The following is a 23,158-nucleotide window of genomic DNA, read 5'->3' on the forward strand; positions in this document are numbered from 1 at the left end:
CCGAGGAGTTCGGTGCCGAAGCCGGCCGCGATCCGGGTGAAGCACTCGCCGATCTTGCCGGTGCCGATCACGCCGACGGTCATGCCGTGGACGTCCCGGCCGAGGAGGCCGTCGAGGCGGAAGTCGAACTCCCGGGTGCGGGTGGCGGCGCGGGTGAGGCGGCGGTTGACGGCGAGGGCGAGGGCCCAGGCGTGTTCGGCGACGGCGTACGGGCTGTAGTGGGAGACCCGGGCGACGGTGAGGCCGAGGTCGGCGGCGGCGTCGAGGTCGATGTTGTTGAAGCCGGTGGAGCGTTGGGCGATCAGCTCGGTGCCGCTGGCGGCGAGGACGGCCAGGGTGTCGGCGTCGAGGACGGCGTTGACGCTGCTGCTGACGGCGGGGTGGCCGGCGGCGAGCGGGGCGGTGTCGCGGTCGAGGAACACGTCCAGGCAGCGCAGTCCGTGCCGGCCGGCGAAGGCCCGTTCCAGCAGCGGCCGTTCGTCGGCCTGCACGCCGTACGCCAGGATCTCCATGCGTCGTCCTTCCGGGGAGGGCTCCTGGGGCCCACGCTAACGGGGCGGTGGCCGGAACGCCCGCCGGGCGCACGGGAGCCCCCGGCGGCTGCCGGGGGCTCCGGAACGGGCGGGAGGGGCGGCGGTCAGAGGACCGTCTCGGCCTCCTGGTAGCGCTCCTGCGGGACGGTCTTGAGCTCGGCGACGGCCTCGGCCAGCGGCACCAGGTTGATGTCGGTGCCCTGGAGGGCGGTGATGTGCCCGAAGGCGCCCTTGTGGACGGCCTCGACGGCGTGCCAGCCGAAGCGGGTGGCGAGCACCCGGTCGTACGCGGTGGGGGTGCCGCCGCGCTGGGTGTGGCCGAGGATGACCGGGCGGGCCTCCTTGCCGAGGCGGTGCTCCAGTTCGCGGGAGAGCTGGGTGGCGATGCCGGTGAAGCGCTCGTGGCCGTAGATGTCCCTGCTGCCCTCCTCCCAGTGCATGGTGCCGGGCTCGGGCTTGGCGCCCTCGGCGCAGACCACGATGGCGAACTTCTTCTGCCGGTCGAAGCGCTCGCGGACCACGGCGGTGAGCTTCTCGATGTGGAAGGGGCGCTCCGGGACGACGATGGCGTGCGCGCCGGCGGCCATGCCCGCGTTCAGCGCGATCCAGCCGGTGTGCCGGCCCATGACCTCGACGACCATGACCCGCTGGTGGGACTCGGCGGTGGTCTTCAACCGGTCCAGGGCCTCGGTGGCGACCGAGACGGCGGTGTCGAAGCCGAAGGTCACGTCGGTGGCGGCGATGTCGTTGTCGATGGTCTTGGGCACGCCGACGATCGGCAGGCCGGCGTCGCTCATCAGCTTGGCGGCCTTGAGGGTGCCCTCGCCGCCGATCGGGATCACGGCGTCCAGGCCGAGGTCGGAGCAGTACTTCTTGGCCCGCTCGACGCCGTCCCGCAGGTGGCTCGGCTGCACCCGGGAGGACCCGAGGATGGTGCCGCCCTGGGCCAGGATGCCGCTCACCGAGTCGAGGGTCAGGGGGCGGTGGTGCCCTTCCAGGAAACCGCGCCAACCGTCCTCGAACCCGATGATCTCGTCGCCGTGGTCGACCACCCCCCGGTGGACCACGGAACGGATCACCGCGTTCAGGCCGGGGCAGTCACCGCCGCTGGTCAGCACTCCGATACGCATTAGCTTTGCAACTCCCGAGCAGAACCGAGGAACGGCCGGACTACAGGCTGGGACGACGAGCCGTCACCGCGACGAGGCCTTCCCCACCGGGGTGACGGGGAGGTTGCCTCGGGGTGAAGCACCGGCCGGATCCGGACAGAGCATCCGAAAACGGCCGTGAAGTCGAGCATACGACCCCTGGTCCGGCCGGGCAGGAGCCGACGCGGGAGCGGCGCCGTCGGCGCCCCCGCGCGGAATTGCAGCCTGCTGCCGAGGAGGGTGTGCAGCCGGCAGCCCCATTGTCGTACGTCCGGGGCCGCCCGTGGGCCGGATGACCGCATCGCGGGCACCCGGGCGGGGCGGCCCGGTCGTACGACGCGGGGTGCGTCGTGAGGGGTGGGTGACCACGTCGGTCCCACGCGGGTCCCACGTGGTCACTCCCCGGGCACTGCGTGGGTACTACGCGGGGCGCGCCGTGGCGGCGATGCGCTCGGCGCGCAGCGCGTCGTACCAGGTGGTGTCGGCCGGCGGCAGGGCGTTGACGTCCAGGGCCAGCCGGATCAGCATGTCGGCGACGGCGGGGTTGCGGGCCAGCACCGGGCCGTGCAGGTAGGTGCCGAAGACGGTGTCCCGCCAGGCGCCCTCGGTGCCGTCGCCGGTGCCGTTGCCGCGGCCGACGGTGACGTTCGCGAACGGCTGGACGCCCTGGCCGAGGTGGGTGACGCCCTGGTGGTTCTCGAAGCCGGTCAGCTGCGGCAGGCCGAGCCGCGGGTCCACGTCGGCGAGCACGTCGCCGACGCAGCGGGCGCCCTCGCCCCGGGTGGTCCAGACGTCCAGCAGGCCGAGGCCCGGCTCGCGCTCGCCGAGGTCGTTGACGAACTCGTGGCCCATGATCTGGAAGCCGGCGCAGACGCCGAAGATGATCGCGCCGTTCTCGGCGGCCCGCACCAGGCCGCTGTCGGCGCGCAGCCGCTCGGCGGCCAGTCGCTGCGGGCGGTCCTCGCCGCCGCCGATCAGGTAGATGTCCCCGCTGGTGGGGATCGCCTGGTCGGAGCGGACGTCGATCCGGGTCACGTTGAGATGGCGCTGGCGGGCCCGGCGCTCCACGACCAGGGCGTTGCCGCGGTCGCCGTAGGTGCTGAGCAGGTCCGGGTAGACCCAGACCACGCGCAGGCTGCTCTCACTCATCCTCGAAGGCCTTCCGTCACGAAAAGACTGGTGTGCGGGCGCGGCATCAGCCGGCCACGACCTTCCGCAGCTGCTGGAAGGCGGTGTAGTTGGCGATGGCCTCGATCCGGCCGGGCGGGGCCATCCGGACGGCCTGCTCCAGGGTGTCCACGACGTGGAACTGCAGCCCGGCGACCTCCAGGCGGACGGCCAGGTCCAGCTTGCGCTGGCCCATCACGAAGATCGGGTGCCCGGCGAGCCGCTCGTAGTCGACGTCCCACAGCCAGGAGGTGTCGGTGCCGTCGGCGTCGAGGGCGTTCACCGAGAGGATCACCGGGGCCGGCGGGCCGTCGATCAGGGAGAAGGTCTCCAGCCAGCCGGCCGGGTTCTTGGCGAGCAGCAGCCGGATGTCCCGGCCCTGGTACTGCACCACGTCGTAGCGGCCGGCCACGGCGGACACCGAGCGCATCCGCTCCAGGGCGACCTGCGGGGAGACGCCGAACACGGCGGCGACGGCGGCCGAGCTGGTGGCGTTGGCCAGGTTGGCCCGGCCGGGCAGCTGCAGCTGGATCGGCCAGGCGCCGCGCTGCGGGTCGATCACGTGGGTGCCCTGGAGCGCCCAGTGCGGGTTGGGGCGCCGGAAGCCGCAGTCCTGGCAGAACCAGTCGTCGCCGGGGCGCTGCATCACGCCGCCGCACGCGGGGCAGGACCAGGCGTCCTCCTTCCACGCCTGTCCGGCGGCCACCCAGACCACCTTCTTGCAGGAGGAGGCGGCCCAGGTCACCAGCGGGTCGTCGGCGTTGGCGATGACCACGGCCTCGGTGTCCTGGAGGCCCTCGCGCCACTTCTCCGCCATCATGCGGGTCTCGGCGGCGCGGTCGAGCTGGTCGCGGGAGAGGTTGAGCAGGGCGATCGCCTTGGGGTGGGTGTCGCGGGCGACCGTCGCCAGGTACTTCTCGTCGACCTCGATCACGCCGAAGCGGGCCTCCGAGCCACCGGCCAGGGCGGACGTGATGCCGGCCGGCATGTTGGCGCCGAGGGCGTTGGAGACCACCGGGCCGGCGGCGCGCAGCGCCTCGGCGATCAGGCGGGTGGTGGTGGTCTTGCCGTTGGTGGCGCTGACCAGGACGACGTCGAGGTGGTCGGCGAGGGTGGCGAGCAGGTCGGGGTCGAGCCTGAGGGCGACCTTGCCGCCGATCACCGAGCCGCTCCCGCGACCGGCCTTGCGGGACACGGCGGCGGCGACCTTGCCGGCCGTGACCGCGATCTTGGCGCGGGCCGGCAGCGAGGCGTCGCGTGCGCCTGTGGGCTCCGATTCGGTGCCTGCCATGCTCAGTGGTTCCTCCTTGCTGCGGCACCACCTGTCGGCCGGATAACGGGCCGTCGGGCGGCGGGGACGGGGCCAGCCTACCGACTCCGTAGCCCGGCCGGACGATCCGGACCCCATGCCGCCAGCTGCGACGCCGCTGCGGGGGCTGCTGACGGCCCGTCAAGGAGGGCGGTGTACGGAGGGACCCCTGCTGCGGGGAAGGACGCCTCACCGGCTGCCCCGGGTTCCCGGAGCAGCCGGTAAGGATGTCGTGAAGAAATGATCAGCGGCCCGGAACGGGTGCGGAGGCGGTGGCGGGCGCGGCTCCGGCGGCGAGGGTGGCGGTGATCACCAGGGTGCCGTCCTCGCAGTGGAAGTCCAGCGGCGCCGCCAGCCGGCGCATCGCGGCGATCAGCCCGGTGTTGGCGGCCTGGGTCACCGCGTACGCCGCGCCGATCCCGGCCGCCCGGGCCAGCGCGGTCAGCCGCCGGAGCAGGGCCAGGCCGAGCCCCTGCCGCTGCCAGGCGTCCTCGACCAGCACGGCCAGCTCCGCCTCGTCCTCGTCCCACATCAGGTGCCCGAGGGCGATGACCCGCCCGTCGGGGGCCACCACCACCAGGCTGCGGCCGTGCCGGGGGTCCAGCAGGTGCTCCAGGTAGCGGTCGGCGTCGCGGACCGGCCCGTGGTAGCGCAGCCGCAGCGCGGCGGGGGAGCAGCGCTCGTGCATCGCCAGGGCCGCCGCCTTGTCGGCAGGGCCGGCCGGGCGCAGCAGCAGCTCGGTCCCGTCCGGCAGGGACAGCCGGGACACCTCTGCGGCCGGAGCGGCCGGAGCGGCGTGGCCGCGGGTCGGCCGGTGCGGGCCGCCGGGGTGCGCGGGCGGCCGGGTGGACTGGGCGTCGGGCGCCGCGCACCTGCGGTTCGACCTGCGGAAGGGCCGGTGCCAGAACCGTTCGGGGCGGGTGCGGGGTGCCGTCATGGGTCCGACGCTACCGACGGCTCGCTTCCGGCCGGTTACGTGATCGTGAACGCACGAATGCCCGACCGCGCACGGGCGTCCCGCCGGGACGGATCCGGCACAGGTCCAGACCGGTGCCTCATGCGGTCGGGACGGCGGGCGGCCGACGGTGGAGTCCGTACCCGGCGCTCCTGGTGAGCAGGTCCGCCGGGGTCCGTACGTCCACGCACCGAAGGCTCTCCCATGCGCAACACCGACCTCGCCGCCACCGCCACCACCACCGCCACCGGCGGCACCCCCGCCAACCCCGCCACCCGCCTCCCGCACGCCCGCCGGGCACCCGTCGGCACCGCGCTGACCGGTCTGCTGGACCGGCAGGCCCGCACCCGGCCCGCGTCCCCGGCCGTCGTCGGCGAGCACGGCCGCCTGACCTTCCTGGAGCTGTCCGAACGCGCCCGCGGGCTGGCCGCGCGGCTGCGCGCGCTGGGCGCGGGCGCGGGCCCGGACGACTGCGTGGGCCTGTACGTCGAGCCCTCGGTGGAGCTGGTCGCCGGGGCCTGGGGCGTCCTGTACGCCGGGGCCGGCTACCTGCCGCTGTCGCCCGAGTACCCGGAGGACCGGCTCCGCTACATGATCGAGGACAGCGGCACCCGGATCGTCCTCACCCAGGAGCACCTGCGCGAGCGGCTGGCCGGGCTGCTGCCGGCCGGCACCGCGGTCCTCACCGTCGAGGAGGCGCCGTCGGCGCACGGGCAGTCGCCTGCGCACGAGCGGACGGAGGCGCACGGGCAGCCCGAGGAGTGGGCGCAGCCGGAGTCGACGGCCTACGTGATCTACACCTCCGGCAGCACCGGCCGCCCCAAGGGCGTGCAGATCGAGCACCGGGCGGTGGTCTCCCAGCTGCGCTGGCTGCACACCGCCGGGCACCTCGCCCCCGGGGTCACCGTGCTGCAGAAGACCCCGATGAGCTTCGACGCCGCCCAGTGGGAGATCCTCGCCCCGGCCGTCGGCGCCCGGGTGGTGGCCGGCACGCCCGGGCTGTACCGGGACCCGGAGGCGCTGGTCGCCGCCGTGCGCCGGTACGGCGTGACCGCCCTGCAGTGCGTGCCGACGCTGCTGCAGGCCCTGCTGGACACCGAGGGCTTCACCGACTGCACCGGCCTGACCGGCCTGTTCTCCGGCGGCGAGGCGCTCTCGCTGCGGCTGGCCCGCGACCTGGCCGCCGCCCTGCCCGGGGCCGCGCTGGTCAACCTGTACGGCCCGACCGAGTGCACCATCAACGCCACCGCCCACCTGGTCGACCCGGCCGCGCTGGGCGACGGCGCCGGCTCGGTCCCGATCGGCCGGCCGGTCGACAACACCCAGTGCTACGTCCTGGACGAACGGCTGGCCCCGGTCGGCCTCGGGGACGTCGGCGAGCTGTACATCGGCGGTGTCCAGCTGGCCCGCGGCTACCTGCACCGGCCGGAGCTGACCGCCGAGCGGTTCGTGCCCTCCCCGTTCGCCCCGGCCGAGAAGCTGTACCGCACCGGCGACCTGGTGCACTGGAACCCGGACGGCACCCTCCAGTTCGCCGGCCGGGTCGACAACCAGGTCAAGCTGCGCGGCTACCGGGTCGAGCTGGACGAGATCGCCCGGGCGATCGAGGAGCACACCTGGGTCCGCCGCTCGGCCGCCGTGGTCACCGCCGACGCGCGCACCGGCCACCAGAACCTGGTCGCCTGCGTCGAACTGAACCCGCGCGAGGCCGCCCTGATGGACCAGGGCAACCACGGCGGCCACCACCAGTCCAAGGCCAGCCGGCTCCAGGTCCGGGCCCAGCTGTCCGACCCCGGGGTGCGGGCCCCGGCCCAGCTGGCGGGCCGGGAGAAGGTCGAACTGCCCGGCCGGCGCGAGAGCGGGACCCAGCGGCGGGCCGTCTTCGCCCGCAAGACCTACCGCTTCTACGACGGCGGCCCGGTCACCCGGGACGACCTCACCGCGCTGCTCGCCCCCCGCCCGGCCGGCCCCTTCGGCCGCGAGCTCGGCCTGCTGAGCTTCCCCGAACTCGGCCGGATCCTGCGCTGGTTCGGCCAGTTCCACAGCGAGGAGCGGCTGCTGCCCAAGTACGCCTACGCCTCGCCCGGCGCGCTCTACGCGACCCAGCTGTACCTGGAGACCGGCGGCCTGGACGGGCTGGCCGCCGGGATGTACTACTACCACCCGGTCGAGCACACCCTGATCAGGGTCGGCGCCGCCGACGCCCGCCCGGAGCCGTACCTGACGCTGCACTTCTCCGGGCGGACCGCGGCGATCGAGCCGGTGTACAGGAACAACATCCGCGAGGTGCTGGAGTTCGAGACCGGGCACATGCTGGGCGTGCTGGAGGAGGTGCTGCCCGAGTACGGCCTGGAGGTGCGCCCGCAGGGCTTCGACCCGGCCGTCCGGCAGCGGCTGGACGTCGCCGAGGAGGACCACTACCTGGGCAGCTTCACCGTCGACCGCAACCGCAGCCTCGCCCCCGAGGAGCACACCGAGCTGTACGTCCAGGCCCACGGCGACCGGGTGGACGGCCTGCCGGCCGGCCTCTACCGCTACGCCGACGGCGAGTTGACCGGCGTCGCGGACGAGGTGGTGGAGTCCCGGCAGGTGATCGCGATCAACCAGGCCGTGTACGCCCGGGCCGCGTTCGGCATCACCGCGGTCAGCCGGGCCGCCGAGGACTGGCTGGAGTACGTCGCGCTCGGCACGAAGCTGCACCACCTCCAGCGCAACGGCCTGGGCCTGGGCTTCATGTCCTCCGGCTACAGCTCCAAGTCCGGCCACCCGCTGCCCGCTTCGCGCCGGATCGACGAGATCCTCGACGCGGCGGGCATCCCCACCGGCGCCTCGTACTTCTTCCTCGGCGGGAAGGTGAGCGAGGAGCAGATCGGCAGCGAGGGCATGCACGAGGACACCGTGCACATGAAGGGCCCGGCCGAGATCATCAAGGACGAACTCGCCACCCTGCTGCCCGACTACATGCTGCCCAACCGGGTGCTGATCGTCGACGCCCTGCCGCTCACCGCGAACGGCAAGGTCGACCTCAAGGCGCTGGCCGGCTCCGAGGCCGTCCGCGCGGACGGCGGGCGCGGCGAGTTCGTCGCCCCGCGCACCGCGCGGGAACGGTGGCTGGCCGAGGCCTGGGGGCAGGCGCTCGCGTACGAGGAGGTGTCGGTGACCGACGAGTTCTTCGCCGCCGGCGGCAACTCGCTGACCGCCGTGGCGCTGGTCAACCGGATCAACCGGGAGTTCGGGACCTCGCTGCCGCTCCAGGTGGTGTTCGAGTGCCCGAAGCTGGCGGACCTGGCGGCCCGGATCTCGGCCTCGGACGGCGCGCCGGCCTCACGGCTGGTCCCGCTGCAGCCGGGGAAGCCGGGGAAGCCGGGGGAGTCGGCGGAGTCGGGGGCTTCGGGGCAGCAGGGCCGGCCGGTGTTCTGCTGGCCCGGGCTGGGCGGCTACCCGATGAACCTGCGGCTGCTCGGCCGGGAGGCGAGCGACGGTCGTGCCTTCTACGGCGTCCAGGCGCACGGCATCAACGAGGGCGAGACGCCGTACGCCACCATCCGGGAGACGGCCGCCGCCGACCTCGCCCAGCTGCGCCGGGTGCAGCCCGAGGGCCCGTACACCCTGTGGGGCTACTCCTTCGGCGCCCGGGTCGCCTTCGAGGCGGCCTGGCAGCTGGAGCAGGCGGGCGAACGGGTGGAACAGCTGCTGCTGATCTGCCCGGGCAACCCGGAGGTCCGGCAGGCCGACGGCCGGGAGTACGGCCGGGAGTCCTCGTACGCCAACCCGGCGTACGTGACCATCCTGTTCTCGGTGTTCGCCGGGGCGATCAGCGGGCCCGAGCTGGAGCGCTGCCTGGCCGGGACGGTCGACGAGTCCTCGTTCGTCGCCGGGGTGCACCGGATGCTGCCCGCGCTGGACGAGGAGGTGATCCGCCGGATCACCCGGATCGTCGGCGAGACCTACGAGTTCGAGTACAGCTTCCGCGAGCTGGCCGAGCGGCGGCTGGCGGCGCCGGTGACCGTCTTCAAGGCCTCGGGCGACGACTACTCCTTCATCGAGGGCAGCACCGGCTGGTCGGCCGCCCCGCCCACCGTGGTGGAGCTCGCCGGGGACCACTACGGGGTGCTCAAGGAGCGCGGGGTGCTCGAACTCGCGGCCGCCATCCGGGCGGTGGAGCGGCCCACCCCGTGACGCCCGGGCGCTGACGCGGACACGCTCACGGATGGCCCAGGATCCGTGACCGCGGGAGCCCCTTCGGATAGGGATGGCTCGGCTTTCCGCCGAACCCGTCTCGATCCGAAGGGGCTCCCCCATGCTCGCGAAGAACTCCGCACTCGCCACGGCCTGTTGCGCCCTGCTGCTGGCCGTACCGCTCGCCCTCGCCGGGACGGCTGCCGCCGCCGGCAGCGGCAGCAGCGCCGGCACCAACGGCACCGGCAACAGCAGCACCGGCAACAACAACACCAGCATCAACACCAGCAGCAACAACGGCCCGAAGACCCCCCAGGAGGCGGCCGTCTGCAAGAGCGTCACCGGTGCGCTGCTCGGCGGCTTCGGCGGCATGCTGGGCAACGCGGTGTGCGTGGTGCAGCCGGCCGACCGGGGCTGAGCGGCCCGCCGACCCGCCCGAGGAGCGGCGGGCGCCCGATCAGGCGCCCGCCGCCGCCACCAGCCGCTGCTCCAGCAGCTGCCACTGCGCCGCCATGTCGTGCACCAGGTAGAGCTCGCGGCTGCGGGTCCAGGCCTGGCCGGACCGCGGGTCGTACGTCCCCGGCATCGCCGTCCCGGCCGGGGCGCCCGCCGAGGCGATCCCGGCCAGCCGGGTGGTGAGCACGCAGCGCTTCACGTGGTCCCGGAAGCCGACCACCCCGGCGGTGCCGATCCCGCCGGGCAGGCCCTTGCGGGCGGCGGCGACCTGGGCGGCCACGCCGTAGGTGCTCAGGTAGGTGATCGTCCCGTCCGGGGCGACCACCGGTTCGATCGAGGTGACGTCGGTCAGCCCGTGGACGTCGGTCAGGAAGTGGGCGATCTCCCACTGGGCGTACACCGGCACCTTGCGGCGGCGGTGGATCCTGGCCACGGTGTCCGCCAACTCCCGGTTCACCGGGCCCGGTTCGTACCGCACCTTGGCCGGGTCCCCGCCGCCGGCCGGGGCGCGGTTGCCGAAGGCGTAGGCGAGCAGGAAGTCGACCTTCGCCGGCTCCACCGTCGGCGGCGCCCAGTCGAAGCAGACGTCCAGGATCCGCGGCACCTCGGCCTCGGCGGCCGCCCGGTCGCCCAGCGCGCCGGTCAGCGCCTTCACCATCTGCCGCCGCAGGCCCTCCTGACCGCCCGTCCCCTCGGCCTGCGCCTGCCCGGCCCCGGCCACCACCGGCACCACCGCACCCGCCGCCACCGCCGCGGCGAACCTCCGCCGATCCATGCTGCGCACCCGCTCCCTGTTCCGTCGTCCGGTCGGCCCATCCGACCGGGCGCGCGCGTCCGCCGGGCGGCCGGGCACGGAAGCCCCGGTGAACGTTGGCCGGACCCGGAAGGCTGGTGCGGGCCCTTCGCGTGCTGACGTATCATCCGGCGATCTGTTGAGCTGTTGTTTACGCGAAATGAGATGACATGCCGGACATGGAGAACGAAGAGCCGACCGAGAGACCCACCGGTCTCCGGGCGATCTGGGCCAACACCCTGGAGCCGGTGGCCCCGCTGCCCTGGTACCGCACGGTGTCCCGCAAGGTCTGGATCGGCGGAGCCGTGGTCGCCGCCCTGTTCGCCGGGCTCACCGTCGCCGCCGTCACCGGCGCGGGCGCCCCGCCCTCGCACCGGATCGTCCTGGCGGACCGGATCGGCGACCAGGAGCGGTTGCCGGACACCGACGAGATCACGGCCGAGCGCTGGCGCCTGCACCAGAACCTCACCGCGCTGAGCCGTTACCGGGACGTCGAGGTGGCGGGCTACGGCCCCGTCGGCTCGGGTCGCAGCACTCTCCGGGTGGTCGGGATGACCGGCGGCTTCGCGGATGCCCGGGAAGAGCTGGACCGGCAGTTCGGCGCGCACTGGGGCGCCCGTACGACCAGGGACAGCGAGCCGATCCGGAGCCGCCGGGACTACCCGGCCGGCCCGCTCGGCGGCGCGATGGACTGCGCCGTCGTGGGCGTCCCAGGTGAGGAGCGGACGATCTGCATCTGGGCGGACGGGACGACGGTCGGCGGGGTCGTCGACGAGTCGGGCGCGACCAGCACGGACGACCTGGCCAAGCGCACCACGGAGGTTCGTACGGCCGTCGAGGTCGAGGCCTGAACCGGACTGCACCCGGGCCGTTCAGGCGATGCGGGTCGGGGTGTCCTCGACGGTGTGGCCGGTGGTGGTGAGCAGGGCGGTGAGGGCCGCCGGGTCCAGGGAGTGGGGGGTCCGGAGGAAGAGCTCGTCGGCCGTGGGGTGGCGGTGGAGCGAGAGCAGGGTGATCCGGTGGTCGGCGAGCGCGGCGGGGGTGTGGGCGAGGGCGGTGGTGCGGACCCGCCACAGCGTGGTCGGGGGCGGGCCGTGGGGGGACCACCAGGAGTGCAGCAGGGCGGTGGCGAGCAGGGCGACGGCCGAGCCGATCAGCAGGACCGGGCCGTCCGGGCCGTCGACCACGAGCTTGGCGATCAGGTCGGCCGCGGTGACGGAGAGGAAGACCGCGGCGAGTTCGACGGTGTCCCGGCGCCAGCGGGGGGCACGGGGGAAGGAAGGCTTCGAGTGCTCCATGCCCTCCACCGTGCCCGCTCGGTGTTTCCGGTCCGCGAACCGGCCGTGACCTGCTGGTTAAGGTCCGTCCGGGGGTGTTACGGCAGCAGCGTGCGGGCGGCGGCCCGGACCTCGTCGAGCAGCAGGCGCAGGTCCTCCTCGGTGGTCGCGGCGTTGAGCAGGCAGGCGCGGAGCATCTCGTGCCCGCCGAGCCGGGCGCCGGTGACGAAGACCCGGCCGCGCCGCTGGACGGCGACCGGCAGCTCGCGGTTGAGGGCGTCGCGGGCCGCCGCGTCCTGCCCGGGCGCCCGGTGGCGGAACGCCACGATGGACGTCTGCACCTCCGCGAGCAGCTCCAACTCCTCGTCGGCCTCGACGAGTTCGCCGAGCCGACGGGCGAGCGCGGTGCACCGGGCGATGTCCCGGGCGAGGCCGGTGCGGCCGCGGTGGGCGATGGTGGCCCAGACCTTGAGGGCGCGGAACGGGCGGGTCTGCTCGGTGCCGTACTCGGAGAACCAGCCGAGCTCCCCGGCCGCCTCGTCGCGCAGGTAGGACGGGACGAGGCTGAACGTGCCGCGCAGTTCGTCGGTGTCCCGGACCAGGGCGCAGCCGCAGTCCACCGGGACGCCGAGCCACTTGTGCGGGTCGAGGGCGAGCGAGTCGGCGCGCTCCAGGCCGGCGTAGCGGTGGGCGATGGCGGGGTCGAGCCGGCCGAAGGCGCCGTACGCGCCGTCGACGTGCAGCCACAGGCCCTGCTCCTGGCAGAGGTCGGCGAGCGGGTCGAAGGCGTCCACCGCGCCGGTGCCGACGGTCCCGGCCGAGGCGACCACCAGGAAGGGCAGCAGTCCGGCGGCGCGGTCGCGTTCGACGGCGGCGCGCAGGTCGGCGGGGTCGAGCAGCCCGTCGGGGCCGGTGGCGACGGTGCGCAGGTGGCGGCTGCCGAGGCCGAGGAGCTCGGCGGCCTTGCGGACGCAGGAGTGGGTCTCGCCGGTGACGTAGCCGACCAGCGGCGGCAGCCCGGTCAGGCCCTCCTCGCGGACGTCGTGGCCGGCCCGGCGGGCGGCCCGGTTGCGGGCGGCGGCCAGGCAGACGATGGTCGCCGCCGAGGTGCCGGAGGTGAGCAGTCCGCCGCCGGCCGGGTGCGGGAAGCCGACCAGTTCGGCGATCCAGCGGACCACGGCGCGCTCCAGGTGGACGTCGGCGTGGTCGCCGCCGGCCGAGCTGGGGTTCATCGCGGCGGCGGCGAGGGTGGCGAGCACCCCGGCGGGGGCGGGCGCGGAGTTGACCCAGCCGAAGAAGCGCGGGTTGCCGTTGCCCATGGGGTGGGGGAGGACGTCCCGCCCGACGGCCTCGACGAGCTCGGCGAGCGGGCGGCCCTCGGCGGGCAGCGGGGCGTCGAGCAGGGCCTGCCGGGCGGTGTCGTCCATCGGCTGCCAGACCGGGCGGGCAGGCAGTTCGGCGAGGTAGTCGGCGACCAGGTCGGCGGCGGCGTGGGCGGCGCCGCGGAAGTCGTCGGAGGTCATGTGGGTGTGCTCCAGGGGCCGGGGGACCGGGGGAGGCGCGGCGTCCTCGGCGCACCGTGATCAGCAGATGCTACGGAACGGGCCCGCGCCGTGCGGCGCGGGCCCGGAGGGTGGGACGGGGACGATCAGTCGAGGGAGGCGGACAGCCCGCCCGCGGAGCGGCAGTAGCCCTGCATCTCCTTGTTGGTGATCTTCGCGCAGAGCCGCCCGGCCGCGCCGCCGTCGGTGTAGTTGACCGTGTAGTAGCTGACCAGCCCCTCCGCGCAGGCCTTGCGCTGCCAGCCGTCGGCGGCGGTGGCGCACTGCTGGGCGGCCCAGTCCTCGCGGTCCAGGTTGTACTTCATGGTCCGGGAGCCGACCCCGCGGCTGCAGTCCACCGCCCCGCCGCTGGCCTTGCCGTTGAGGCACCACTTGAGCGCGTCGGCGTAGACCTCGGGGTGGTTCGGGTAGTCGTGCGAGGACAGGTAGAAGGTCGGGGCGTAGAAGAAGCAGGCGGACTGGAACAGCGAGGGCTGGTCCTTGCACGGGTACAGCGGGTCCTGGGCGAGCTTGTCGGCGGGCAGGTTGGCCTTGGCCTGCTCGTCCTCCTCGTCCGGGCCGAAGAGCTGCATGAACAGGCCCTCGGAGCAGCGGATCCGGTTCTGGTCGCTGGTGAACTTGTTGCACAGGTCGCGGGCCTTGGCGACGTCCTGCTTGGCGACGAACATGGTGCCGTGGCCGACGCCGTGGATGCAGGGGCCGCTGTTCTTGGGGGCGCACAGCTTGAGCAGGTCCACCTCGGGCTGGGTGGAGGCGTTGAGCATCTCCTCGACCGCGCCGTGCAGGTAGCCGGCCGCGCAGGTCTCGTGCGGGAAGGAGATGACCTTCTGGAAGTCGGCGTTGAAGCGCTTGACCGCCGCGTGGCCGAGCTCGTGCGCGATCGGGTGGCAGAAGCGCACGGTGTACGGCTTCTCCTTGGTGATCCTGTCGAGGTCGGCGAGGGCGACACCGGGGTCGGTGGCGTCCATCTCGGCCATCATCTTGTTGCGCAGCGTCGAGCGGGTCCACACCGCCGGGTCGCCGGTCGGGGTGGCGCTCGCGGCGCCGGCCGTGACCGGCTGGGCGCCGGTGCCGGCACCCGCGCCCGGACCGGCGACGGCCGGGGCGGCGGAGGCCGCGGCGGGCTTCCAGTCGGTGACGGCCACCGAGCCCAGGCCCAGGACGCCCAGGAGCACGGCGGTGAGAATCGCGAAGACTCGCGGCTGCATGACGGGATCCCCCGGCGGATCGAGGTGAACGGTTCGCTCCCATCCTGACGGCACCGGGAGCGCGATCCCGCGTTATCGCCCGCCATTCGGGAGGTGTCGGCGACGCTACCGCATCGCCGGGACGCCCCGGCGGGCCGGGACGGCTCCCGGCGCGCGGGGCCCGCGGCGGACCACCCGTACGGAGGGGTCCGCCGCGGGCCGGGCGTGCGTTCCGCCGTTCGGGCGGGGGGACGGTGCGTCAGAGCTCCAGCGTCACGCGGTACTCCGTCAGCCAGACGTCGAGGTCCAGCGCCAGGTCGACGCCCAGCCGCACCGACCCGGGGTCGGTGTCGGGGGCGAGCGCGTCGGCCAGCCGCCGCCGGTCCAGCAGCTCCAGTGCCGGGGAGGTCCGTTCGGCGGCGAGCCGGGAGAGGTCGGCGCGCAGCAGCTGCGGGTAGCGCGGGTCGGCGGTGATCGGGTAGGCGCTCTTGACCCGGTCGGCGACCTCGGCCGGCAGCAGGTCCCGGACGGCGGCGCGCAGCAGGCTCTTCTGCTGCCCGTCGAAGGTCTTCATCGCCCACGGCGTGTTGAAGACGTACTGGACCAGCCGGTGGTCGCAGAACGGCACCCGCACCTCCAGCCCGCCGGCCCGGCTCATCCGCTCGTTGCGGTCGAGCAGCACACCGGAGAAGCGGGTGAGGTTGAGGTACGAGATCTCCCGCATCCGCCGTTCCACCGGGTCGGCCGCGGGCAGGTGCGGGACTTCGGCGAGCGCCTCCCGGTACTGGGTGCGGCGGTGGCCGGCCAGGTCGAGCTTGCGCACCAGGTCGGCGTCGAGCAGCTGCTCGCGCGGGGCGGAGCCCGGGCCGGCCAGGCCGCCGTCGAGCCGGGCGGCCCAGGGGAAGTCGTCGGCGGCGATCGCGACCGGGTCGTGGAACCAGGGGTAGCCGCCGAACAGCTCGTCCGCGGCCTCGCCGGACAGGGCGACGGCGGCCCGCTCCCGGACGCGGCGAAAGAGCAGCAGCAGGGCGGCGTCCAGGTCGGCGAGCCCGCCCGGGAGGTCCCGGGCGCGCAGCACGGCGTGACTGCGGCGCAGCTCGGTGAGCTCGGCGGCGTCCAGCGCGATCACGTCGTGCTCGGCGCCGACGTGCCGGGCGAGCATCCGGGCGTACGGGCCGTCCGGCGTCGAGCGGGCCGGGTCGGGGTGGAGGTCCTCGTCCCGGCCGGTGAAGTCCACCGCGAGGGTGCGCAGCGGGCCGGCCCCCGCCCGGCGCAGCGCCGCCGCGGCCAGGGCGGTGAGGGCGCTGGAGTCCAGGCCGCCGGAGAGCAGCGAGCAGAGCGGCAGGTCCGAGTCGAGCTGGCGGTGGACGATGTCCTCCAGCAGGGCCCGGACGGTGGCGATCGTGGACTCCAGGGAGTCGACGTGCTCGCGCGCCTCCAGCCCCCAGTAGCGGCGCTCCGTGACGCCGCCGCGGCGCACCCGGACCAGGTGCCCGGGCCGGACCTCGTGGACGCCCCGGTACGGGGTGGTGCCGGGCGTGCGGGTGAGGGAGAGCAGTTCGCGCAGCCCGTCCAGGTCGACCACCGCGCGGACCGCGGGGTGGGCCAGCACCGCCCTGGCCCCGGAGCCGAACACCACGCCGTCCGGGGTGGGGTGGTAGTGCAGCGGTTTGACGCCCAGCCGGTCGCGGACCAGCAGCAGCTCCTCGTGCCGGGAGTCCCAGATCGCGAAGGCGTACGCGCCGTTGAGCCGCTCGGCCAGGCCCTCGCCCCACTCCAGGTAGCCGAGCAGCACGACCTCGGCGGCGTCCCGGGTGCGGAAGCGGTGGCCGGCCGCCTCCAGTTCCGCGCGCAGTTCGCGCTGGTTGTGGACCTCGCCGGTGAGGGCGAGCACGGCCAGTGGGCGGCCGTCGTGCTCGACGGACAGCGGCCGCGCCCCGCCGTCGGTGCCGGCCGCGCCGGGGCGGCGGCGGCCGAGTGCGGCGTGCGGCTCCAGGTGGACGCCGCCGGCGTCCGGGCCGCGGCAGACCTGGGTGGCCGTCATGGCCTCGAGGACGTCGTGCTCGGCGGTGAGGTCGCGGTCGAAGGCGACCCATCCGGTGATCCCGCACATCAGCAAGCCCTCCGGTCTTCGGGTACGTGTGGCGGGGGTCACGCTACGGGCGCCCTCGGCGCGGCATCAAGAGCCTGTCCGGAAGGTGACGGCCAGGGGTCCGCGCGGTTACCCGGGCCGAAAGTCGCCGAGCCTGCCCGAATTCGGGCAAGATCTTTGGCTTCGGCACGCCGGGAGACCTAGAGTTCTCATTCGTGCCGAGCTCACCCCACCCTCACGAAGACCTCCTCGCCCACCTCTCCCGGACCAGCCCGCTCGGGCCCCGGGAAGCGGCGCGGGTCGTGGCGGAGGTGCTGGCGTACTTCTCCGAGACCACCGAGGAGTACGTCCGTCGCCGCCACGGCGAGCTGCAGGCACGCGGCCTCACCAACGAACGGATCTTCGCCCGGCTCGCCGAGGAGCTGCCCGCCCGCCGCGTCGCGGCGCCGGAGCTCTCGGCCCGTCAGCTGCGCCGGATCGTCTACGGCTGAGCCCCGGGTTCATTCGCTATTTACTGGAGGAGTCCACGCATGTGCGGAATCGTGGCCTACATCGGCCCCAAGGACGCGACCCCCTTCCTGCTGGAAGGACTGGCCCGGCTGGAGTACCGCGGCTACGACTCGGCCGGCGTCGCCGTCGCCGGGCGCACCGGCGGGATCAAGCTCCGCAAGGTGAAGGGCCGGGTCGCCGACCTCGCCGCCGCCGTGCCGGCCCGCTTCAAGGGCGGCACCGGAATCGGCCACACCCGCTGGGCCACCCACGGCGTGCCCAGCGACGCCAACGCGCACCCGCACCTGGACAACGCCGAGCGGATCGCCGTCGTGCACAACGGCATCATCGAGAACGCCGACGAACTGCGCGCCAAGCTCGCCGCCGACGGCGCGGTCTTCCGCTCCGAGACCGACACCGAGGTGCTCTCCCACCTGATCGCCGCGCACACCGCCGAGGGCGTCGAGCTGGAGGACGCCGTCCGCGCCGCGCTCGGCCGGGTCGTCGGCACCTACGGCATCGCGGTGCTCGACGCCGAGCAGCCCGACCGCATCGTGGTCGCCCGCAACGGCAGCCCGATCGTGCTCGGCATCGGTGAGAAGGAGATGTTCGCCGCCTCCGACGTCTCCGCCCTGGTCCGCTACACCCGCCAGGTGGTGCACCTGGAGGACGGCGAGCTCGCCACCGTCCGCGCCGACGGCTTCCGCACCTTCACCGCGGACGCCCGCACCACCCACCGCCAGCCGTCCACCGTCGACTGGGAGATCGACTCCTTCGACACCGGCGGCTACGACCACTACCTGCTCAAGGAGATCCACGAGCAGCCCACCTCCGTCGAGCGCACCCTCAGCGGCCGGCTCGACGAGCGGTTCAGCACCGCCCACCTCGGCGGCCTCAACCTGGACGCCCGCGAACTGCGCGAGATCCGCCGGGTGAAGATCCTCGGCTGCGGATCCGCCTACTACGCGGGCGAGATGGGCGCCCAGCTGATCGAGGAGCTGTCCCGCATCCCCGCCCACAGCGAGCCCGCCTCGGAGTTCCGCTACCGCAACCCGGTGATCGAGGCCGACACCCTGTACGTCGCGGTCAGCCAGTCCGGCGAGACCTACGACACGCTGGCGGCCGTCCAGGAGATCAAGCGCAAGGGCGGCCGCGTCCTCGGCGTCGTGAACACCGTGGGCAGCGCGATCGCCCGCGAGTGCGACGGCGGCATCTACCTGCACGCCGGGCCCGAGGTGTCCGTCGCCTCCACCAAGGCCTTCACCTCCACCGTGGTCGCCTTCGCCCTGCTCGCCCTGCACTTCGGCCGGATCCACGACCTCTCGCCGGCCGACGGCCGCCGGATCGTCTCCGCCCTCCAGGCGCTGCCCGACCAGATCCGCGAGGTGCTCGACCAGTCCGACGCGATCGCGAAGCTGGCGGCCGAGTACGCCGACTCCGCCGGGATGATGTTCATCGGCCGGGTCCGCGGCTACCCGGTGGCCCGGGAGGGCGCGCAGAAGCTCAAGGAGATCTCCTACGTCCACGCCGAGGCCTACCCGGCGAGCGAGCTCAAGCACGGGCCGCTGGCCCTGATCAGCCCCGAGCTGCCGACCGTGGCCCTCGTCCCGGACGACGAGCTGCTCGACAAGAACCTCACCACCCTCGGCGAGATCAAGGCCCGCTCCGGCCGGGTCATCGCGGTCGCCCACCGCCGGCCCGAGGACAAGCTGGCCGACCACTGCATCCTGGTCCCCAAGAGCGAGCCGGAGCTGGACCCGCTGCTCCTCAACATCCCGCTCCAGCTGCTCGCCTACCACGCGGCGGTCGCCCTCGGCCGGGACGTGGACAAGCCGCGGAACCTGGCGAAGAGCGTGACGGTGGAGTAGCCGTCAGGCGTTCGAACCCCGGGCCCCGGTCGCTGTGCGGACGACCGGGGCCCGGCCGCCGTCAGGCCCGGTTCGCGCGCGCCGTCCGGACGTGCTGCCAGATCAGGGCGGCCAGGGTCAGCACGGCGGCGGCGTGCAGCAGCCACCAGCCGGCCCCGAAGGTCAGCGTGAGGTTCGCCTGCACCGCGGGCGGCAGGGTGTGGAAGACGTCGGCGTCCTGGGCGCGCAGGGTGACGTCGACGATGCCGAGCACGACCGGGAGCGGCAGGGCGCAGAGGTAGCCGAACCTGCGCAGCGGCCCCCACGGGCGGTACGGCAGGACGGCCGCGCAGACCAGGGCCAGTACGGCGGGCACCAGCCACGGCCAGGGCATGAACAGGAAGCCCCGGCCCGTGCCGGGGAAGTCGTCGAGCCCGAGCGCGGAGTGCAGCGGGAAGCCCGACCCGGACGCGTGGTTGATGGCGGCGACCGTCTGCGGGGTCATGTTCCCGCCGGCCGCGATGCTGACGGTGCCGCCGGTGAGCAGCATCGACACGCCGTACACGGCCAGCAGCCCGGCCGGCACCAGGACGGACGCGAGCAGGCGCTCCCGCCGGCCGGTCGCCGGGGGCCGGCCCGGTTCCCCCGGCGGGACCGGGAGGGTCGGCGGGGTGACCGGCTGGGTGGCGAGCGCGGTCGGCGGGTGCGCGGGCCGGGCCGGCGGCACCGGCCGGTGCGGTTGCCGGGGCCGCTGCCCGGCGAGCAGGGCGGCCGCCTGCGCCCCGGTGAGGCGGGCGTTCGGGTCCTTCGCCAGCAGGCCGTCGATCAGCGGGGCCAGCGGGCCGGCCAGGGTCATCGGCGGCGGCTGTTCGAACAGCACCGCGGTGAGCGTCGCGACCGGGGTGTCCCGGCGGAACGGCGGTCGGCCCTCGGCGGCCTGGTAGAGCGTGGCGCCGAGCGAGAACAGGTCGCCCGCCGGGGCCGCGGGGCTGCCGTGGGCGCGCTCGGGGGCGAGGTAGTCGACCGAGCCGATGAAGGCGCCCGAGGCGGTGAGGGCGGTCTGGTCCTGCTGCACGGCGATCCCGAAGTCGGCGAGCAGCACGCCGCCGTCGTCGGCCAGCATGATGTTCGCCGGCTTCACGTCGCGGTGCACGATCCCCGCCCGGTGCGCGGCGTCGAGCGCGGCGAGGACGGCCTCGGCGACCGTCACCGTGTCGGCGGTCGGGAGCGGGCCCTCCCCGGCGATCCGCTCCTCCAGGGACCGGCCGACGATCAGCTGCATCACCGTCCACGGGGCGCCGTCGTCGACCACCACGTCGTGGACGCCGACGACGTTCGGGTGGTCGCGCAGCCGGGCCGCGTGCCGGGCCTCCCGCTGGGCGCGCAGCAGGCGCTCGGAGTGCTCCTCGGGCGAGGCGGCGGGCGGCAGTCGGACCTCCTTGACGGCCACGTCCACGCCGAGCACCTCGTCGTGGGCCTGCCAGACGCTGCCGAAACCGCCCGCCCCGAGCCGCCGCGCCAGCCGGTACCGGCCGCCGACCAGCCGCCCCGCCGAGGTCACGGCCGTACCGCCGTCCCCGCTGTCCGCCACCGTCGGTTCCCCCGTTCCTCGGCCTGCACGTCCGCCACAGTCTGGCAGAGCCGGTACGGCCGACGGCGGGGGAGGGCGGGTGACGGGGGAGGGCCGCGGCGGTGCGGAGTCGGTGGGGCTTCGGGATGCCGACGGGTTGTCATGACTGAAACACCGTCGGGCTGGGCATAACGACGTGGACCCACCGAAGGGCCCGGCTGACGCTCCCCCACGAGCGCAACCGGGCCCCGGGCCGGCGATCGGGCCTGGGCGTGACTCCCCCCACGGAGTGGCGACCAGGCCCGCAGCGTGTTCAACCAGCGATACGCAGAGTACATGTCATATCCACGTAGCGCTACCGAGTTCCGCGCTTCCGTTCCGGGCCCCGAGCGGGCCCCGGGGGCGGGGGTCAGTTCGCGCGGCCGGCCCGGGCGTAGGCCGCCAGGACCGAGAGGTAGCGCCGCCGGACGTCGTCGCGGTCGGCGGCCTCCGGGACCGACTCCCGGTTCAGGCGTTCGATCATCTCCGCCTGCTGGAGCAGGACCCGGCGCTGCTGTTCGGTCCGGGTCTCCGCCATGATCTCGGCCAGCGCGTCCAGCTGGCGGATCAGGACGGCGGGCATGCCGGGGGCGGCCTGGCGGATCTTCTCGAACGACCGCTGGACCAGCCGCTCGTAGCTCACCGGGACGGTCATCACCCGGACGTACCCGGCCTCGTCGCGGTGGACGGGGTTCGGGTCCCAGCGGGCGGCGATCCGGCACAGGCCCTCGCCCAGCCAGTCGATGCAGGTCAGGGTGGTGAAGGTGTCGTTGACCGCGGTGGACAGGGCCCGGATGGCGATCTCCACCAACTGGTCGACGGCGAAGGCGATGTCCTGGGCGAGGGTGCGGGTCGACCCGACGACGTGGGCGCGGGCGAAGCTGCGGGCCACCTCGGGCGCGGCCGCCGGCGGCCAGACGGTGGCCAGCGGGTGGCCCTGGACGAGGAAGTGCCCCGGCCGGTGGTCCAGCCGGATGACGGCGTCGAGCTCCGCGGCCATCCGGACGAGCGTGCGGTGCCGGACGAACTGGAGGTAGCCGCTGGCGGGGGCCGGGACCGTCGCCCCCGAGGTGTCCAGCCGGACGTTCAGCTCCGCGGCCGTCGGCCCCGCGCCGCCCCCGGCAGGCCGGTCCGGCCCGCCCGCGCCCGCCTCGATCGCCTCCGACAGCTCCGCCGCGATGCTCGCGATCACCCGGGGCAGCTGGATGGAGGTGGCGATGTGGTGGATGAAGAAGATCAGTACGGCGAGGTCGAGCATGACCAGCACCATGCACACGGTGATGGACAGGTGGGGGACGAAGTCGCCCCTCGGGCCGGGCCCGATGACGACCAGCGAGAGGATCGCGAAGACGAACGTCCCGACGAAGGTGCCCAGGGTCATCTGGGTGGTGCGGTCCCGGATGAAGGTGCGCAGCATGCGCGGCCCGAACTGGGTGGAGGCCAGCGTGAGCGTCACGATCATGATCGAGAACACCACGCCGACCACGGTGATCAGCGCCGCCGCGATCGCCGCCAGGACCTGCCGCGCCGAGTCCGCCGTCCCGCTGATCACCCAGGACGGCAGCCCCAGCGTCCCGTCGTACGCCCCCCGGTCCAGCGAGACCGTGACCGTGAACAGGGCCGCGGCGAACCCGACCTCCAGGATCGGGACGACCCACAGATTGGTCCGCAGCGCCTCGCGCCGCCACTGCGCCTCCAGGTGGACACCGCGGATCACCTCGCCCACCTCCGTACGCCCGGCCCGCCGGTACACCCCCTCGATCACCCAATCTAGGGTCCCGGCGGCCTCCCGGCTCGGCGTCCGCCCAGCCCGTACGGCTTGACCTTGACACGGTGACAAGCCCTTCACTGGTCTCCAGGAGGTGGTCCCGATGACGACGTCGACCGAGGACGAGAACACGATGCGGGTGTGGAAGGGGCTGGCGCACGACGACCCGTCGGTGCGGCTGCGGGCCGCGCTGGCCGTCGGGACGAACCCGGACCCGGGGTTCGTCGACGGGCTGGTCGAGCGGTGCGCCGTCGAGCCCGACTTCCCGGTGCGGGAGATGCTCACCTGGGCGCTCACCCGCCACCCGGCGGCGGTGACCGTCCCGCCGCTGCTCGACGAGGTCCGCTCGGAGCGCGCCCAGGCACGGAGCCAGGCGCTGCACACCCTGTCCAAGATCGGGGACCGGCGGGCGTGGCCGGCCGTCACCCCGGCGCTGCTGTCCGACCCCGACGAGGAGGTGGCCCGCAGCGCCTGGCGGGCCGCGGTCGTGCTGGCGCCCGAGGACGAGCGGCCCGCCCTGGCCGTAGGGTTGGCGGCGCAGCTCGGGCGCGGCGGCCGGGAGACGCAGCTGAGCCTCAGTCGGGCGCTGGTCGCGCTCGGGGAGGCGGCGGCCCCGGTCCTGACCGCCGCGACGACGGACCCCGACCCCCGGGTGCGCGCCCACGCGCTCGCCACGGAGGCGCTGCGCCGCGACCCGGACGCCGGCTTCGAGTCGGCGATCGAGGAGGCGAAGCGGATCGCCGTCCTCGGGACCGAACGGGACGGGTAGCGGGGGATGTCGATCGGT

18 protein-coding genes are annotated in these 23,158 nt (G+C 74.3%); 6 read left to right on the forward strand and 12 right to left on the reverse strand.

Annotated elements, in window-relative coordinates:
- From ACFY2K_RS10525 to ACFY2K_RS10545, 5 genes are all read right to left on the reverse strand, one after another.
- The coding region (locus ACFY2K_RS10525; RefSeq protein ID WP_387710694.1) for an NAD(P)-dependent oxidoreductase at positions 1 to 512 on the reverse strand (512 nt) is incomplete at its 3' end.
- Positions 513 to 637: 125 nt separating this feature from the next.
- Positions 638 to 1,663 (reverse strand): 6-phosphofructokinase, encoded by a 1,026-nt coding sequence (locus ACFY2K_RS10530; protein ID WP_375885974.1) that lies wholly within the window; start codon positions 1,661 to 1,663, stop codon positions 638 to 640.
- 438 nt (positions 1,664 to 2,101) lie between these two features.
- Entirely contained in the window at positions 2,102 to 2,830 is a 729-nt protein-coding gene (locus ACFY2K_RS10535; RefSeq protein WP_375885976.1) for a type 1 glutamine amidotransferase, read from the reverse strand.
- Positions 2,831 to 2,876: 46 nt separating this feature from the next.
- Positions 2,877 to 4,139 (reverse strand): MurT ligase domain-containing protein, encoded by a 1,263-nt coding sequence (locus ACFY2K_RS10540; protein WP_375885978.1) that lies wholly within the window; start codon positions 4,137 to 4,139, stop codon positions 2,877 to 2,879.
- Positions 4,140 to 4,401: 262 nt separating this feature from the next.
- Positions 4,402 to 5,094 carry a GNAT family N-acetyltransferase gene (locus tag ACFY2K_RS10545; protein ID WP_380527690.1) on the reverse strand — a complete coding sequence of 231 codons (693 nt, stop codon included), beginning with the start codon at positions 5,092 to 5,094 and terminating at the stop codon, positions 4,402 to 4,404.
- A 222-nt stretch (positions 5,095 to 5,316) separates the two neighbouring features.
- Here ACFY2K_RS10545 and ACFY2K_RS10550 point away from each other — a divergent pair, with 222 nt between their 5' ends.
- Positions 5,317 to 9,291, forward strand: coding sequence for an amino acid adenylation domain-containing protein (locus ACFY2K_RS10550; protein ID WP_387710697.1), 3,975 nt, complete (start codon positions 5,317 to 5,319; stop codon positions 9,289 to 9,291).
- A 121-nt stretch (positions 9,292 to 9,412) separates the two neighbouring features.
- A complete protein-coding gene (locus ACFY2K_RS10555; protein WP_380593022.1) occupies positions 9,413 to 9,709 on the forward strand; it encodes a hypothetical protein in 297 nt (98 codons plus the stop codon).
- Positions 9,710 to 9,748: 39 nt separating this feature from the next.
- Here ACFY2K_RS10555 and ACFY2K_RS10560 read toward each other — a convergent pair whose 3' ends face one another.
- A complete protein-coding gene (locus tag ACFY2K_RS10560) occupies positions 9,749 to 10,522 on the reverse strand; it encodes a hypothetical protein (RefSeq protein WP_380527685.1) in 774 nt (257 codons plus the stop codon).
- Between the two features lie 197 nt (positions 10,523 to 10,719).
- Here ACFY2K_RS10560 and ACFY2K_RS10565 point away from each other — a divergent pair, with 197 nt between their 5' ends.
- Positions 10,720 to 11,391: a hypothetical protein gene (locus ACFY2K_RS10565; RefSeq protein ID WP_380527684.1), complete on the forward strand. Its 672-nt coding sequence runs from the start codon at positions 10,720 to 10,722 to the stop codon at positions 11,389 to 11,391.
- 21 nt (positions 11,392 to 11,412) lie between these two features.
- Here ACFY2K_RS10565 and ACFY2K_RS10570 read toward each other — a convergent pair whose 3' ends face one another.
- From ACFY2K_RS10570 to asnB, 4 genes are all read right to left on the reverse strand, one after another.
- Entirely contained in the window at positions 11,413 to 11,838 is a 426-nt protein-coding gene (locus ACFY2K_RS10570) for a hypothetical protein (protein ID WP_375885990.1), read from the reverse strand.
- A 77-nt stretch (positions 11,839 to 11,915) separates the two neighbouring features.
- Positions 11,916 to 13,340 (reverse strand): pyridoxal phosphate-dependent decarboxylase family protein, encoded by a 1,425-nt coding sequence (locus ACFY2K_RS10575; RefSeq protein WP_387710700.1) that lies wholly within the window; start codon positions 13,338 to 13,340, stop codon positions 11,916 to 11,918.
- Positions 13,341 to 13,465: 125 nt separating this feature from the next.
- Positions 13,466 to 14,587, reverse strand: coding sequence for a hypothetical protein (locus ACFY2K_RS10580; protein ID WP_380527679.1), 1,122 nt, complete (start codon positions 14,585 to 14,587; stop codon positions 13,466 to 13,468).
- 238 nt (positions 14,588 to 14,825) lie between these two features.
- Complete coding sequence (gene asnB, locus ACFY2K_RS10585; protein WP_387710702.1) at positions 14,826 to 16,679, reverse strand: asparagine synthase (glutamine-hydrolyzing); 1,854 nt, start codon at positions 16,677 to 16,679, stop codon at positions 14,826 to 14,828.
- A gap of 194 nt (positions 16,680 to 16,873) precedes the next feature.
- Between asnB and ACFY2K_RS10590 the strand changes: the two genes are divergently transcribed.
- Both ACFY2K_RS10590 and glmS read left to right on the forward strand, forming a co-directional pair.
- Positions 16,874 to 17,149: a hypothetical protein gene (locus tag ACFY2K_RS10590; RefSeq protein ID WP_360237016.1), complete on the forward strand. Its 276-nt coding sequence runs from the start codon at positions 16,874 to 16,876 to the stop codon at positions 17,147 to 17,149.
- 39 nt (positions 17,150 to 17,188) lie between these two features.
- A complete protein-coding gene (gene glmS, locus ACFY2K_RS10595) occupies positions 17,189 to 19,015 on the forward strand; it encodes a glutamine--fructose-6-phosphate transaminase (isomerizing) (protein ID WP_380396049.1) in 1,827 nt (608 codons plus the stop codon).
- A gap of 61 nt (positions 19,016 to 19,076) precedes the next feature.
- Here the strand turns inward: glmS and ACFY2K_RS10600 are convergent, their stop codons facing one another.
- On the reverse strand, positions 19,077 to 20,585 hold the full coding sequence (locus ACFY2K_RS10600; protein ID WP_380644591.1) for a serine/threonine-protein kinase: 1,509 nt from the start codon (positions 20,583 to 20,585) through the stop codon (positions 19,077 to 19,079).
- 388 nt (positions 20,586 to 20,973) lie between these two features.
- Entirely contained in the window at positions 20,974 to 22,368 is a 1,395-nt protein-coding gene (locus ACFY2K_RS10605; RefSeq protein WP_380644592.1) for a DUF2254 domain-containing protein, read from the reverse strand.
- 106 nt (positions 22,369 to 22,474) lie between these two features.
- Here ACFY2K_RS10605 and ACFY2K_RS10610 point away from each other — a divergent pair, with 106 nt between their 5' ends.
- The gene (locus tag ACFY2K_RS10610) at positions 22,475 to 23,140 is read left to right on the forward strand and encodes a HEAT repeat domain-containing protein (RefSeq protein WP_380527666.1); all 666 of its coding nucleotides are present in this window, start codon (positions 22,475 to 22,477) and stop codon (positions 23,138 to 23,140) included.
- The last annotated feature ends 18 nt before the right edge of the window (positions 23,141 to 23,158 follow it).

Source organism: Kitasatospora sp. NPDC001309 (assembly GCF_042896295.1).
GTDB lineage: Bacteria > Actinomycetota > Actinomycetes > Streptomycetales > Streptomycetaceae > Kitasatospora.